The sequence below is a fragment of the Streptomyces sp. SM11 genome (assembly GCF_002910905.1).
Classification (GTDB): domain Bacteria; phylum Actinomycetota; class Actinomycetes; order Streptomycetales; family Streptomycetaceae; genus Streptomyces.
Genome location: NZ_NEUE01000209.1, coordinates 16,519 through 29,578 on the forward strand (window position 1 = coordinate 16,519; position 13,060 = coordinate 29,578).

The window sequence follows — 13,060 nt, forward strand, 5'->3', positions numbered from 1 at the left end:
GTGACGAAGCGGGCGAGCCGCGCCACGACGGGTCCTCAGGAGCCGGTCTTCCCGCGCCGGGCCAGCAGCCACGGTTCCACCACGCCGAGCCCGCGCACGGGGCGCTGCCACATCGGCTGGAGTCCGAAGCGGTACGTGGGCAGCGGCGGCTCGCCGTCGGGCTCGCGGCCCTCCTTCTCGGCGCCCCGGGCCCGTTCGGCGGCGGCGGCGACGGCCTCGGCGGCCTGCGCCTCGGACTCGGGGGCATCGCCGTGGCGGACCAGCTCCTTGGCGAACGCCCCGTCGACCAGGACGGCGTCCTTCGGAGCTATCGAGGTGAGCCGGCTGGCGAGGTTCACCGTGGTGCCGAAGACATCGCCCATCCGGGTGGTGACCGTGCCGAAGGCGATACCGACGCGCAGGGCGGGCATCGTCTCGTCCTGGGACATCGCCTCGATGAGCCGGAGCGCTATCTCGGCGGCCGTGCCCGCGTCGTCGGCGGCGAAGAGGACCTCGTCGCCGAGGGTCTTGATGAGCCGGCCGCCGTGCGCGGCGACCAGGTCGGCGGCGGTCGTCTCGAAGGACTCGACCAGTTCGCCGAGCTCCTCCTCCTCCAGCCGCCGGGTCAGCCGGGTGAAGCCGACCAGGTCCGCGAAGCCGACGGCGAGCCGACGGTCGACCATCTCCTCGTCGTCCGCGGCCTGCACGACCCGGCCGGTGGCGGCGGCCAGCTGGCGCCGCCACACGTAGACGAGGAACTCCTGGAGCTCCGGGAGCAGCAGCTCGACCAGCGGGTACGTGACCTCGGTGCGGGTCATGCCGGGCTCGGGGGGCTCGGTCAGGCCCTCCAGGAACGAGTCGATCTGCCACTCGGCGAGCCGGGCGGTGGTCTGCCCGGTGGAACGGGCGACCTGGATCGCCATCGGCTCGCTGAGCAGCCCGGCCTCGACGAGACCGGCGAGCCGTCGCAGGGCGAGCACGTCGGCCTCGGTGAGCGCCTTGGCCTGGCCGATGTCGGCGAAGCCCATGGCCCGCCAGAACCGGGAGGCCAGGTCCATGGAGACCCCGGCGGTGCGGGCCGCCTGGAAGGGCGTGTAGCGCCGGTCGGCCCCCAGGATCAGCGCTTCGAGGCGGATGGCGAGGGGGTCGTCGGTCGGTTCCACCGTGTGGTCGACCTCGTGGTGGGGTGTGGCGTGGACCGAGGAGGAGTCCGACCCGGGCTCCTCACCCGCGCCGGACGTCGTGTCGCCGACGGTCACCAGCCGCCTCCTGCCCGTTCCCTGCGCACTGCCCTGCCGATCTGTCGCTGGATCGCCTCAACGATACGGCAGGTGTGCCCCAGCTCACGTCCTTGGTTGTCCGTCATCGGTGGGTCGCGCGTGACATCTCAGGCATACGCGGTATCCGCCCGTACGCCGGTACGCCCGTCCGGGGCCGGCGGCCGTCTCAGGTCAGGCCGCCCGTCGCGCCCCGCAGGTGGACGATGTCACCGGCCGACACCGGCTGCTGGAGCCCGCCCTCGGTGGAGAGGACCAGACGCCCGTCCCCGTCGATCGCGACGGCCTCGCCGACCAGGGACTTCCCGCCCGGGAGCTCGGCCCGCACGGTCCGGTCCAGCGTCGCGCAGCCCGCCGCGTAGGCGGCCTGGAGCCCGCTCACGGCCGCGTCGCCGTCGGCCGCCCTCCACCGGCCGTACCAGTCCTCCAGCGAGCGCAGGACGGCGCGCAGCAGGGTCTCCCGGTCGGTGGAGACCGCTCCGGCGAGCGCCAGCGACCCGGCGGTGGGAGCGGGCAGCTCGTCGGCGCGGAGCGAGACGTTGACGCCCAGGCCGACGACGATCCCGCGCCCGGCGAACTCGCCGAGGATGCCCCCGGCCTTGCGTTCCTCCCCCTCCACCGCGACCAGCAGGTCGTTGGGCCACTTCAGCGACATGTCGACACCCGCCGACTTCGCGAGCCCGGTCGCGGCGGCGACCCCGGCCAGCAGCGGCACCCACCCCCACCGCTCCACGGGGATGTCACCGGGCTCCAGGTACACCGAGAGGAACAGCCCGGAGCGGGGCGGTGCGGTCCAGGTCCGCTCCAGCCGCCCGCGCCCGGCCGTCTGCTCCTCGGCGACCAGCACCGCACCCTCGTCCGCCGCACCGGTACGGGCCTGCCCGGCGAGGTCGGTGTTGGTGGACCCGGTGGACTCCACGACCTCCAGCGACGTCCACAGCGCGTCCGGCCGCAGCAGCCCGCGGCGCAGCGCGGTCACGTTGAGGGGCGGACGGTCGAGGTCCGACCAGCGGTTGTGTGGCGCATCCGGTGGTGTCATGCAACCCAGCCTAGGTGTGGCAAAGGACGCACTGCCTTTCCGGATGCGCGCCGATACCCTACGAGTCAGTAGCCAGAGCCGGACTGACGGCTGGCCGTCCCCCCGTGACCGGTGCCAGACGTCGTCCCCGTGACCAGGCAGGGAGCCGCCCCCCGATGTCCGAGCCGCTAAGCGACATCCACACCACCGCGGGCAAGCTCGCGGACCTGACGCGCCGCATCGACGAAGCGACGCACGCCGGGTCGGCCCGCGCGGTCGAGAAGCAGCACGCCAAGGGCAAGCTGACGGCCCGTGAGCGGGTCGAGCTGCTGCTGGACGAGGGCTCCTTCGTGGAGCTCGACGAGTTCGCCCGGCACCGCTCCACCAACTTCGGAATCGAGAAGAACCGCCCGTACGGGGACGGTGTCGTCACCGGTTACGGCACGGTCGACGGCCGCCCGGTCTGCGTGTACTCGCAGGACTTCACGATCTTCGGCGGTTCGCTCGGCGAGGTATACGGCGAGAAGATCGTCAAGGTCATGGACTTCGCGCTGAAGACCGGCTGTCCGGTCATCGGCATCAACGACGGCGGCGGCGCGCGGATCCAGGAGGGGGTGGCCGCGCTCGGCCTGTTCGCCGAGATCTTCCGCCGCAACGTGCACGCCTCCGGGGTGATCCCGCAGATCTCGCTGATCGTCGGCCCGTGCGCGGGCGGCGCGGTCTACTCCCCCGCGATCACCGACTTCACGGTGATGGTCGACCAGACCTCGCACATGTTCATCACCGGTCCCGACGTCATCAAGACGGTCACCGGCGAGGACGTCGGCTTCGAGGAGCTGGGCGGCGCCCGTACGCACAACACCACCTCCGGGGTGGCGCACCACATGGCGGGCGACGAGAAGGACGCCATCGAGTACGTCAAGTCGCTGCTGTCGTACCTGCCTTCGAACAACCTCTCCGAGGCCCCGGCCTTCCCGGAGGAGACCGACCTCGCCACCACCGACGAGGACCGCGAGCTGGACACGCTCATCCCGGACTCGGCGAACCAGCCGTACGACATGCACACCGCGATCGAGCACGTGCTGGACGACGCCGAGTTCCTGGAGACCCAGGCCCTGTTCGCGCCGAACATCATCACCGGCTTCGGCCGGGTCGAGGGCCACCCGGTCGGCATCGTCGCCAACCAGCCGATGCAGTTCGCCGGCTGCCTGGACATCGACGCCAGCGAGAAGGCGGCCCGCTTCGTCCGCACCTGCGACGCGTTCAACGTCCCCGTCATCACCTTCGTGGACGTGCCGGGCTTCCTGCCGGGCGTGGACCAGGAGTACGGCGGCATCATCCGGCGCGGCGCGAAGCTGATCTACGCCTACGCGGAGGCGACGGTCCCGCTGATCACCGTCATCACCCGCAAGGCGTTCGGCGGCGCGTACGACGTGATGGGCTCCAAGCACCTGGGCGCCGACCTGAACGTGGCCTGGCCGACCGCGCAGATCGCCGTCATGGGGGCGCAGGGCGCGGTGAACATCCTGCACCGCCGCACCATCGCCGCCGCCGACGACCCGGACGCGAAGCGCGCCGAGCTGATGACGGACTACGAGGACGCGCTGCTCAACCCGTACGTGGCGGCCGAGCGCGGCTACGTCGACGCGGTGATCATGCCGTCCGACACCCGCGCCCACATCGTCAAGGGGCTGCGTCAGCTGCGTACGAAGCGAGAATCGCTGCCTCCGAAGAAGCACGGCAACATTCCGCTCTAGCCGCCCGCCCGCCCTTTCCCAGAGAGGCCTGCCCATGATCAAGGTCGTACGGGGCAACCCCACCCCGGAGGAGCTGGCCGCCGCACTGGCGGTGGTCCGGGCGCGCGCCGCGGCGACGTCCGCCGTGTCGTCCGGCGCGCCGCTGCCGCCCGAGCAGTGGTCGGACCCGGGGCGCATCGCGCGGACCGGCCGCCCGCAGCCGGGCCCCCGGGCCTGGGCCCGGACGTACTGGCCGGCCTGAGCCGCCGGCCCACCCGCGAGCCGCCCCCGTCTCCGTTCCGCACGGGGGCGGCTTTGAGTACCTGTACTCAGGCGTGGGAACGGGCGGCGCAGCAGGATCGGAGGCATGCTCTGGTCCGACCCCGAGAACAAGCCGCCGAAGGAACTGCGCGACGCCCAGGCCATGATGCGCCGCGCAGGCGTCCTGCTGGCGCTGGCGATGCTGGTGGCGATGTTCGTGCTCGGCATCCGCTGAGCGGCGAGCCCGCGGCCTGCGGCCCCTTGAGCACGCACTGCCGGGACCACGGCCCCTCCGGCCCCTTCTACGATGGCTCGTATGACTGATCAGCGCCGCCTCGTGCTCGCCTCCGCCTCCCCCGCCCGTCTCGGTCTGCTGCGCCAGGCCGGTTTCGCCCCCGAGGTGATCGTCAGCGGTGTGGACGAGGACGCCCTGAGCGCGCCGAACCCCGCCGAGCTGGCGCTCGTCCTGGCCCGGGCCAAGGCCGCGGCGGTCGCGGAACGCCCCGAGGCGGCGGGCGCCCTGGTCATCGGCTGCGACTCGGTGCTGGAGCTGGACGGCGAGGCGCTGGGCAAGCCCGCCGACGCCGAGGAGGCCACCGCCCGCTGGAAGGCGATGCGCGGCCGGTCGGGGATCCTGCGGACCGGGCACAGCGTGATCGACACCGCCACCGGGCGTACGGCATCGGCGACGGCGTCCACGGTCGTACGGTTCGGCGAGCCGAGCGACGCCGAGGTCGCCGCCTATGTGGCCTCGGGCGAACCGCTCCATGTCGCGGGGGCGTTCACCCTGGACGGCCGCTCGGCGCCGTTCGTCGACTCCATCGAGGGCGACCACGGCACTGTCATCGGGCTCTCGCTGCCGCTGCTGCGCCGGCTGCTGGGCGAGCTGGACGTCTCCGTCACGGAGCTGTGGGTCTGAGACCGGCGACAGCCCCGGCGGGCCCTAGGCCGCCGCCGGGGCCGCCTCCTCGCCCACCCCGTCGTCGGCCCGGGTCCCGGGCCCGTACGCCAGCAGGGTGAACACCAGCAGGGCCAGCACGGTCATCATGAACGCGAAGGCCCACCACCCCACCAGGCCGACGGTGACCGCGCCGAGCACGCCGTGCACGACCGCGCAGCCGATCAGGACCAGCCGTCCGGCGCGTCCCGGAGCCCGGTCCCGTATCCCGGCGATCAGTGCCATCAGCCCGCACAGGAGCAGCAGCAGCCCGGAGACACCGCCCATCACCCAGGTTCCGGTGGACATGGCGTCCGGGTCCAGGCCGGCGAGCGACATGTTCTGGTTCTCGGCGACCGTGGCCAGGACGGCGTTGATGAGCACGATGCCCACCGCCTCCCCGAACAGCACGAGCGCGGTCACGATCGCCACCGGTCTGCGCATCAGCGTCCCACCCCTGTTACCTCTGGTACGTGCGTAGCGCGGACCCTACTCATCGGTATTCCTTCGGACAAGGGGTCGGCCGGGTTCGGGCGCTGGGCAAAGAATCCATCGGCCGTTCGTAGGGACTCCACAAAGAAACGCCGTGAGGCGTTGACCTTAAAGACAGAGACCTGCACCACACCGGCTGGTTACTGTGCGGTTGAGGATCGCGGCGTACCGTGGTGCCACAAGGGATTTCACTACTGGGGCAAGCCTCGGATCACACTCCGTGTGGGCAAGCTCACCATTGGGGACGGGTCGTACGGCCGTGTCGGTAGTCCCTAAACTCAGCTTGTTTCGAGGAGGGAGTCATCGTGCGCAAGGTGCTCATCGCCAACCGTGGCGAAATCGCAGTCCGCGTTGCTCGGGCGTGCCGGGACGCGGGGATCGCGAGCGTCGCGGTCTACGCCGAGCCGGACCGGGACGCGTTGCATGTCCGGGCCGCCGACGAGGCGTTCGCTCTGGGCGGTGACACCCCGGCCACCAGCTATCTGGACATGGCCAAGGTGCTGCGGGCCGCCGCTGACTCGGGGGCGGACGCGATCCACCCCGGTTACGGATTCCTGTCGGAGAACGCGGAGTTCGCCCAGGCCGTCCTGGACGCCGGGCTGACCTGGATCGGTCCGCCGCCGCAGGCCATCCGTGACCTCGGCGACAAGGTCGCGGCCCGGCACATCGCCCAGCGCGCGGGTGCCCCGCTGGTGGCCGGCACCCCGGACCCGGTCTCCGGGTCCGACGAGGTCGTCGCGTTCGCCGAGCAGAACGGGCTGCCCATCGCGATCAAGGCGGCCTTCGGTGGCGGCGGGCGCGGTCTGAAGGTGGCCCGCACGCTGGAGGAGATCCCGGAGCTGTACGACTCCGCGGTCCGCGAGGCCGTGGCCGCGTTCGGCCGGGGCGAGTGCTTCGTCGAGCGGTATCTGGACAAGCCGCGGCACGTGGAGACCCAGTGTCTGGCCGACAGCCACGGCAACGTGGTCGTCGTCTCCACCCGTGACTGCTCGCTCCAGCGCCGCCACCAGAAGCTGGTGGAGGAGGCCCCGGCCCCCTTCCTGACCCAGGCGCAGAACGACGAGCTGTACGCCGCCTCGAAGGCGATCCTGAAGGAAGCCGGCTACGTCGGCGCCGGCACGGTCGAGTTCCTCGTCGGCGTCGACGGGACCATCTCGTTCCTGGAGGTCAACACCCGCCTCCAGGTCGAGCACCCCGTCACCGAAGAGGTCACCGGTATCGACCTCGTACGCGAGATGTTCCGCATCGCGGACGGCGAAGCACTCGGCTACGACGACCCCGTCGTGCGCGGCCACTCCTTCGAGTTCCGTATCAACGGCGAGGACCCGGGGCGTGGGTTCCTCCCCGCCCCCGGCACCGTGACGACGTTCGCCCCGCCGACCGGCCCGGGTGTCCGCCTCGACGCGGGCGTCGAGTCCGGCAGCGTGATCGGCCCGGCCTGGGACTCCCTCCTGGCCAAGTTGATCGTCACCGGCGCGACGCGTGAGCAGGCGCTTCAGCGCGCCGCCCGCGCGCTGGCGGAGTTCACGGTCGAGGGCATGGCCACCGCCATCCCCTTCCACCGGGCCGTCGTCGCCGACCCCGCCTTCACCGCGGACCCGTTCACCGTCCACACCCGGTGGATCGAGACCGAGTTCGTCAACGAGATCAAGCCCTTCGCCGCACCCGCCGACACGGACGCGGAGGACGAGGCCGGACGCGAGACCGTCGTCGTCGAGGTCGGCGGCAAGCGCCTGGAAGTGTCGCTGCCGTCCTCGCTGGGCATGTCCCTGGCCCGCACCGGCCTCGCCGCCGGCGCCAAGCCCAAGCGCCGCGCCGCGAAGAAGGCCGGCTCGGCCGCCTCCGGCGACACCCTCGCCTCGCCCATGCAGGGCACCATCGTCAAGATCGCGGTGGAGGAGGGCCAGGAGGTCAAGGAGGGCGACCTCGTCGTCGTCCTGGAGGCCATGAAGATGGAGCAGCCGCTCAACGCGCACCGCTCCGGCACCGTCAAGGGCCTCACCGCCGAGGTCGGCGCCTCCGTCTCCTCCGGCGCCATGATCTGCGAGATCAAGGACTGACCGCTCCGCACACTCCGAAGGGGCCCGGCCCGCGTCGTGAGGCGCGGACCGGGCCCCTTCGTCACCAGTGGCATCCTGGAACCCACGAGGGCCCGAGGACCGAGGGAGGGGCGGAAGCCATGGCAGGGGCGATCCCGATGGAGACGAGCACGGCGCAGCCGCCGGCCCGGCCGATGCGCGCGGACGCGCGCCGGAACCACGACCGGCTGGTGGGCGAGGCGCGCAGGTCGTTCGCCGAGCACGGCACGGACGCCTCGCTGGAGGACATCGCCCGGCGGGCGGGCGTGGGCATCGGCACCCTCTACCGGCACTTCCCGAACCGGGACGCCCTGATGAACGCGGTCTTCCAGAACGCCCTGTGCTCACTCCTGGACCGCTCCCGGGAGCTGGCGGCGGCGGAAGCGCCGTGCCGGGCGCTGGTGGACTGGCTGGGCGCGATCATCACTCATGCGGGTGAGTACCGCGGCCTGGCCCACGCCCTGATGTCCGCCTCGCGCGACGAGACGTCGGCGCTCGTGCAGTGCCACCTGCCGCTCCGGGAGGCGGGCGCGGGGCTGCTGCGCCGGGCCCAGGAGAGCGGGTCGGTGCGGGCCGACGTCTCGATCGACGATCTGCTCCAGCTCACCAACGCGATCGCGCTGGCGGCCGAGCAGTCGCCCGACGACCCGGAGCTGGCGGAGCGGCTGCTGCGGCTGACCCTGCGGGGGCTGAAGTAGCCGGCCTTCCGGGGCTCCGCTCCCTGGGCCCGGCGTGGTCGGCCACTGCACGGGGCTTCTCCCCGCCCCGCCCCTTCCCGTAACCGGGGCTCTGCCCCGGACCCCGCCCCTCAAGCGCCGGAGGGGCCGAAACAGGGCTGGAGGAGCTGAACAGGCGCGGAGGGGCTGAACGTGCCCTACCGCCGCCGCAGGTCCGCCACTCGCGCCCGCTCGCCCGGGACGTCCGCCAGCGCGGAGGCGCTGCGGAGCTGCGGCCCGAGGCCGCCGTTCTGCGTGCGCCGCTGACCGGGGAGCGGCATGTCCCGGCGGGGCTGACGCCCCGGTGGGGGGCCGTCCCCGCCGGACGCGTCCGCCTCCGGACCGGTCACCGTGATCTCCACGCCCTGATCCGCCAGGGCCTGGAGCTCGGCGGCGGCCCGCTCGTCGTGGAGCGGGGGCGCGTCCGTGACCAGGCGGGTGATCAGCTCGGTCGGCACCGTCTGGAACATGGTGTCCGAGCCGAGCTTGGTGTGGTCCGCGAGGACGACCACCTCAGCGGCGGCCTGCACGAGAGCCCGGTCGACGCTGGCCGAGAGCATGTTGGAGGTGGACAGGCCACGCTCCGCCGTGAGGCCGCTCCCGGAGAGGAAGGCCCGGGAGACCCGCAGCCCCTGGAGTGACTGCTCGGCCCCGCTGCCCACCAGCGCGTAGTTGCTCCCGCGCAGGGTGCCGCCGGTCATGACGACTTCGACCCGGTTGGCGTGGGCCAGGGCCTGGGCCACCAGCAGGGAGTTGGTGACGACGGTCAGGCCGGGGACCCGCGCGAGTCGGCGGGCCAGCTCCTGCGTGGTCGTGCCGGCGCCGACCACGATGGCCTCGCCCTCGCCGACGAGACTCGCGGCCAGGTCGGCGATAGCTGTCTTCTCCGCGGTGGAGAGATGGGATTTCTGCGGAAAGCCGGACTCCCGCGTAAAACCGCCCGGCAAGACCGCACCGCCGTGCCGGCGGTCGAGGAGTCCTTCTGCCTCCAGTGCCCGCACGTCCCGCCGTACGGTCACTTCGGAGGTCTGGACGACGCGGGCGAGCTCACGGAGCGATACCGCCCCGTTGGCGCGCACCATTTCGAGGATCAACTGACGACGTTCTGCAGCGAACACGGAACTGACAGTAACCTGACCGCCGGTGAGTTTCAGCGGTTTGCGCCGAATAACGGAAGTTGTACTTCAAAGGGGCCTCCAAGTGGTATAGGAGGCCCCTTTACTGTTCGGAGGTGATCGTCAAGCGGTCACAGTGCCGACCGGACTGCCGGGAGTTGCCGGGAAATGTCCGGTTTCCTGACCCCTCAGCCCTCACCCGTGAGCTTGCGGGTGTGCAACTGCCGGGCCACTTCCGCGATCGATCCGGACAGGGACGGATACACCGTGAAGGCGTTGGCGATCTGCTCCACCGTCAGGTTGTTGTCGACCGCGAGCGAGATGGGGTGGATCAGCTCGCTGGCGCGCGGCGCGACCACGCAGCCGCCGACCACGATCCCCGTACCGGGCCGGCAGAAGATCTTGACGAAGCCGTCGCGGATGCCCTGCATCTTGGCGCGCGGGTTGCGCAGCAGCGGCAGCTTCACCACCCGGGCCTCGATCTTGCCCGCGTCGACCTCGGCCTGGCTGTAGCCGACGGTGGCGATCTCCGGGTCGGTGAAGACGTTGGCGGAGACCGCCTTGAGGTTCAGCGGGGCGACCGCGTCGCCGAGGAAGTGGTACATCGCGATCCGGCCCTGCATCGCGGCGACCGAGGCCAGCGCGAAGATACCGGTGACGTCACCGGCCGCGTAGACGCCGGGGGCGCTGGTGCGCGAGACCCGGTCGGTGAGGACGTGCCCGGAGTCCTTGAGCCGTACGCCGGCCTCTTCCAGGCCCATGCCCGCGGTGTTCGGGATCGCGCCGACCGCCATCAGGCAGTGCGAGCCGGTGATGACCCGGCCGTCGGCCAGCGTCACCTCGACCCGGTCGCCGACGCGCTTGGCGGACTGGGCGCGGGAGCGGGCCATGACGTTCATCCCGCGGCGGCGGAAGACGTCCTCCAGGACGGCGGCGGCGTCCGGGTCCTCGCCGGGCAGCACCCGGTCGCGTGAGGAGACGAGGGTGACGCGGGAGCCGAGCGCCTGGTAGGCCCCGGCGAACTCGGCGCCGGTGACACCGGATCCGACGACGATGAGCTCCTCGGGCAGCTCGTCGAGGTCGTAGACCTGGGTCCAGTTCAGGATGCGCTCGCCGTCGGGCTGCGCGTCCGGGATCTCCCTGGGGTGGCCGCCGGTCGCTATCAGCACGGCGTCGGCGGTGAGCCGCTCCTCGGTGCCGTCGGCGGCGGTGACGACGACCTGGCGGGACCCGTCGGCCGCCTGGAGCCCGTCGAGCCGGCCCCGGCCGCGCATCACGCGGGCACCGGCCCGGGTGACCGAGGCGGTGATGTCGTGGGACTGGGCGAGCGCGAGGCGCTTGACCCGGCGGTTGACCTTGCCGAGGTCCACGCCGACGACCCTCGCGGCCTGCTCCATGTGCGGCGTGTCGTCGGCGACGATGATGCCCAGCTCCTCGTACGAGGAGTCGAAGGTGGTCATCACCTCGGCCGTCGCGATCAGGGTCTTCGATGGCACGCAGTCGGTGAGGACCGAGGCCCCGCCCAGACCGTCGCAGTCGACGACGGTCACCTCCGCGCCGAGCTGGGCGCCCACCAGGGCTGCCTCGTAGCCGCCGGGGCCGCCGCCGATGATCACGATCCGGGTCACGAAAAGTCCGCCTCGCGTTGGTAACCCGCGGCCGTCTGCCGCCCCGGCCGGGGGTCCGGGGGATCGCCCCGGGGGAATGCAGTACGTACTCCATTGTCCCGCACGCGCCAAAGTGCTTCGCCCCGGGGCCCTCCATACGGGAAAGAAGGCGTCCACCGCACGGGAACGAGCGCCCCGCACACCGAGGCGCGCGCCACCCCGCACTCCCCCGACCGGGGCCTTCGTCACAGGAACCGCCGCTCCCGCGCCCACCTCCCGTACCCTCGGTCCCATGTCGCTCTACGCCGCGTACGCCGGCAACCTCGACGCGCGGCTCATGACCCGCCGCGCCCCGCATTCACCGATGCGCAGCACCGGCTGGCTCAACGGCTGGCGGCTGACTTTCGGCGGGGAGCAGATGGGCTGGGAGGGGGCGCTGGCCACCGTGGTGGAGGCGCCGCGTTCCCAGGTCTTCGTCGCGCTGTACGACCTGGCGCCGATGGACGAGGACTCCATGGACCGCTGGGAGGGCGTCGGGCTCGACATATACCGGCGGATGCGGGTGCGGGTGCACACCCTGGACGGCGAGGAGCCGGCCTGGATGTACGTGCTGAACGGATACGAGGGCGGGCTGCCCTCGGCGCGCTACCTGGGGGAGATCGCGGACGCCGCGGAATCCTCCGGCGCACCTCACGACTACGTGATGGAACTGCGCAAGCGCCCCTGCTGACCGGGGCGGGCCGGGCCCGGCCACGCCCCCTTCGTGCGAAAGCACAAAGACCTCCGGCGCGCCTTTGCGCCAGTGCATCTACGCGCGTAGGGATTCAGCGGTTACGCTCGTCCGCGTGAACGCATCTGTTATTCCGGACAACATCCAGGGCGACCCGCAGGCAGCAGCCGCCGGGGCCGCCGCCCGCCTGCGCGAGCTGACCGGCGCCGAGACCCATGACGTCGCTCTGGTCATGGGCTCCGGCTGGGCGCCCGCGGGCGAGGCACTCGGCGTCCCGGAGGCCGAGTTCCCCGTGACCGAGCTGCCCGGCTTCCCGGCGCCCGCCGTCGAGGGCCACGGCGGCACGGTCCGCTCGTACAGGATCGGCGAGAAGCGCGCGCTGGTCTTCCTCGGCCGCACGCACTTCTACGAGGGCCGGGGCGTCGCCGCCGTCGCCCACGGGGTCCGTACGGCGGTGGCCGCGGGCTGCGGGACCGTCATCCTGACGAACGGCTGCGGCGGTCTGCGCGAGGGCATGCGCCCGGGACAGCCGGTCCTGATCAGCGACCACATCAACCTCACGGCCGCGTCCCCGATCATCGGCGCCAACTTCGTCGACCTGACCGACCTGTACTCGCCGCGGCTGCGCGCGCTGTGCAAGGAGATCGACGACTCCCTCGAAGAGGGCGTGTACGTCCAGTTCCCCGGCCCGCACTACGAGACCCCGGCCGAGATCAACATGGTCCGGGTGCTCGGCGGCGACCTGGTGGGCATGTCCACGGTCCTGGAGGCCATCGCGGCCCGGGAGGCGGGCGCCGAGGTGCTCGGCCTCTCCCTCGTCACCAACCTGGCGGCGGGCCTGTCCGGAGAACCCCTCAACCACGAGGAGGTCCTCCAGGCCGGGCGCGACTCGGCGACCCGGATGGGCGCGCTGCTGGCGAGGGTGCTCGACCGCGTCTGAGCCGAGCCCGTCGAGGACCGGCTCTGCCTGTTCCGGTCCCACTCGGCTCCGACCCTCCTCGGCTCCGGCCCTTCTCGGCTCCCGCCCCTCCTCCGCCCTCCTCGCTCCCGCCCCCTCTGCCACTCCCTCCCCTCGGCCCGTCCGGCGCCCTTCCAGCCCGTCCGGCGTCTGAGG

The 13,060-nt window shown here is 72.1% G+C and carries 13 protein-coding genes; 8 read left to right on the forward strand and 5 right to left on the reverse strand.

The features are described 5' to 3' along the window. Nucleotides 1–35 precede the first annotated feature (35 nt). Both B9S58_RS19945 and B9S58_RS19950 read right to left on the reverse strand, forming a co-directional pair. Entirely contained in the window at nucleotides 36–1,238 is a 1,203-nt protein-coding gene (locus B9S58_RS19945) for an adenylate/guanylate cyclase domain-containing protein (protein WP_103533470.1), read from the reverse strand. Nucleotides 1,239–1,425: 187 nt separating this feature from the next. Continuing rightward, complete coding sequence (locus B9S58_RS19950) at nucleotides 1,426–2,295, reverse strand: biotin--[acetyl-CoA-carboxylase] ligase (RefSeq protein ID WP_103533471.1); 870 nt, start codon at nucleotides 2,293–2,295, stop codon at nucleotides 1,426–1,428. Between the two features lie 155 nt (nucleotides 2,296–2,450). Here B9S58_RS19950 and B9S58_RS19955 point away from each other — a divergent pair, with 155 nt between their 5' ends. From B9S58_RS19955 to B9S58_RS19965, 4 genes are all read left to right on the forward strand, one after another. Further along, nucleotides 2,451–4,031, forward strand: a complete 1,581-nt coding sequence (locus tag B9S58_RS19955) for an acyl-CoA carboxylase subunit beta (protein WP_103533472.1) — start codon at nucleotides 2,451–2,453, stop codon at nucleotides 4,029–4,031. A gap of 34 nt (nucleotides 4,032–4,065) precedes the next feature. After that, entirely contained in the window at nucleotides 4,066–4,272 is a 207-nt protein-coding gene (locus B9S58_RS19960) for an acyl-CoA carboxylase epsilon subunit (RefSeq protein WP_103533473.1), read from the forward strand. 105 nt (nucleotides 4,273–4,377) lie between these two features. Then, nucleotides 4,378–4,506 (forward strand): morphogenic membrane protein MmpB, encoded by a 129-nt coding sequence (mmpB, locus tag B9S58_RS39260; RefSeq protein ID WP_098018286.1) that lies wholly within the window; start codon nucleotides 4,378–4,380, stop codon nucleotides 4,504–4,506. A 72-nt stretch (nucleotides 4,507–4,578) separates the two neighbouring features. Continuing rightward, entirely contained in the window at nucleotides 4,579–5,190 is a 612-nt protein-coding gene (locus tag B9S58_RS19965) for a nucleoside triphosphate pyrophosphatase (protein WP_103533474.1), read from the forward strand. A 24-nt stretch (nucleotides 5,191–5,214) separates the two neighbouring features. On the opposite strand, the gene B9S58_RS19970 is transcribed toward B9S58_RS19965, so the two are convergent. Continuing rightward, the gene (locus tag B9S58_RS19970) at nucleotides 5,215–5,652 is read right to left on the reverse strand and encodes a hypothetical protein (RefSeq protein ID WP_103533475.1); all 438 of its coding nucleotides are present in this window, start codon (nucleotides 5,650–5,652) and stop codon (nucleotides 5,215–5,217) included. 353 nt (nucleotides 5,653–6,005) lie between these two features. Here B9S58_RS19970 and B9S58_RS19975 point away from each other — a divergent pair, with 353 nt between their 5' ends. Then, nucleotides 6,006–7,760, forward strand: a complete 1,755-nt coding sequence (locus B9S58_RS19975) for a biotin carboxylase N-terminal domain-containing protein (RefSeq protein ID WP_103533476.1) — start codon at nucleotides 6,006–6,008, stop codon at nucleotides 7,758–7,760. Between the two features lie 119 nt (nucleotides 7,761–7,879). After that, on the forward strand, nucleotides 7,880–8,476 hold the full coding sequence (locus tag B9S58_RS19980; protein ID WP_103533477.1) for a TetR/AcrR family transcriptional regulator: 597 nt from the start codon (nucleotides 7,880–7,882) through the stop codon (nucleotides 8,474–8,476). A 176-nt stretch (nucleotides 8,477–8,652) separates the two neighbouring features. Here B9S58_RS19980 and B9S58_RS19985 read toward each other — a convergent pair whose 3' ends face one another. Both B9S58_RS19985 and B9S58_RS19990 read right to left on the reverse strand, forming a co-directional pair. Beyond that, nucleotides 8,653–9,612 carry a DeoR/GlpR family DNA-binding transcription regulator gene (locus B9S58_RS19985; RefSeq protein ID WP_103533478.1) on the reverse strand — a complete coding sequence of 320 codons (960 nt, stop codon included), beginning with the start codon at nucleotides 9,610–9,612 and terminating at the stop codon, nucleotides 8,653–8,655. A gap of 185 nt (nucleotides 9,613–9,797) precedes the next feature. Next, nucleotides 9,798–11,237, reverse strand: a complete 1,440-nt coding sequence (locus B9S58_RS19990) for an NAD(P)H-quinone dehydrogenase (RefSeq protein WP_030591432.1) — start codon at nucleotides 11,235–11,237, stop codon at nucleotides 9,798–9,800. 271 nt (nucleotides 11,238–11,508) lie between these two features. Here B9S58_RS19990 and B9S58_RS19995 point away from each other — a divergent pair, with 271 nt between their 5' ends. Then, nucleotides 11,509–11,946, forward strand: coding sequence for a gamma-glutamylcyclotransferase (locus B9S58_RS19995; protein WP_097866233.1), 438 nt, complete (start codon nucleotides 11,509–11,511; stop codon nucleotides 11,944–11,946). 115 nt (nucleotides 11,947–12,061) lie between these two features. After that, complete coding sequence (locus B9S58_RS20000) at nucleotides 12,062–12,886, forward strand: purine-nucleoside phosphorylase (RefSeq protein ID WP_103533479.1); 825 nt, start codon at nucleotides 12,062–12,064, stop codon at nucleotides 12,884–12,886. The last annotated feature ends 174 nt before the right edge of the window (nucleotides 12,887–13,060 follow it).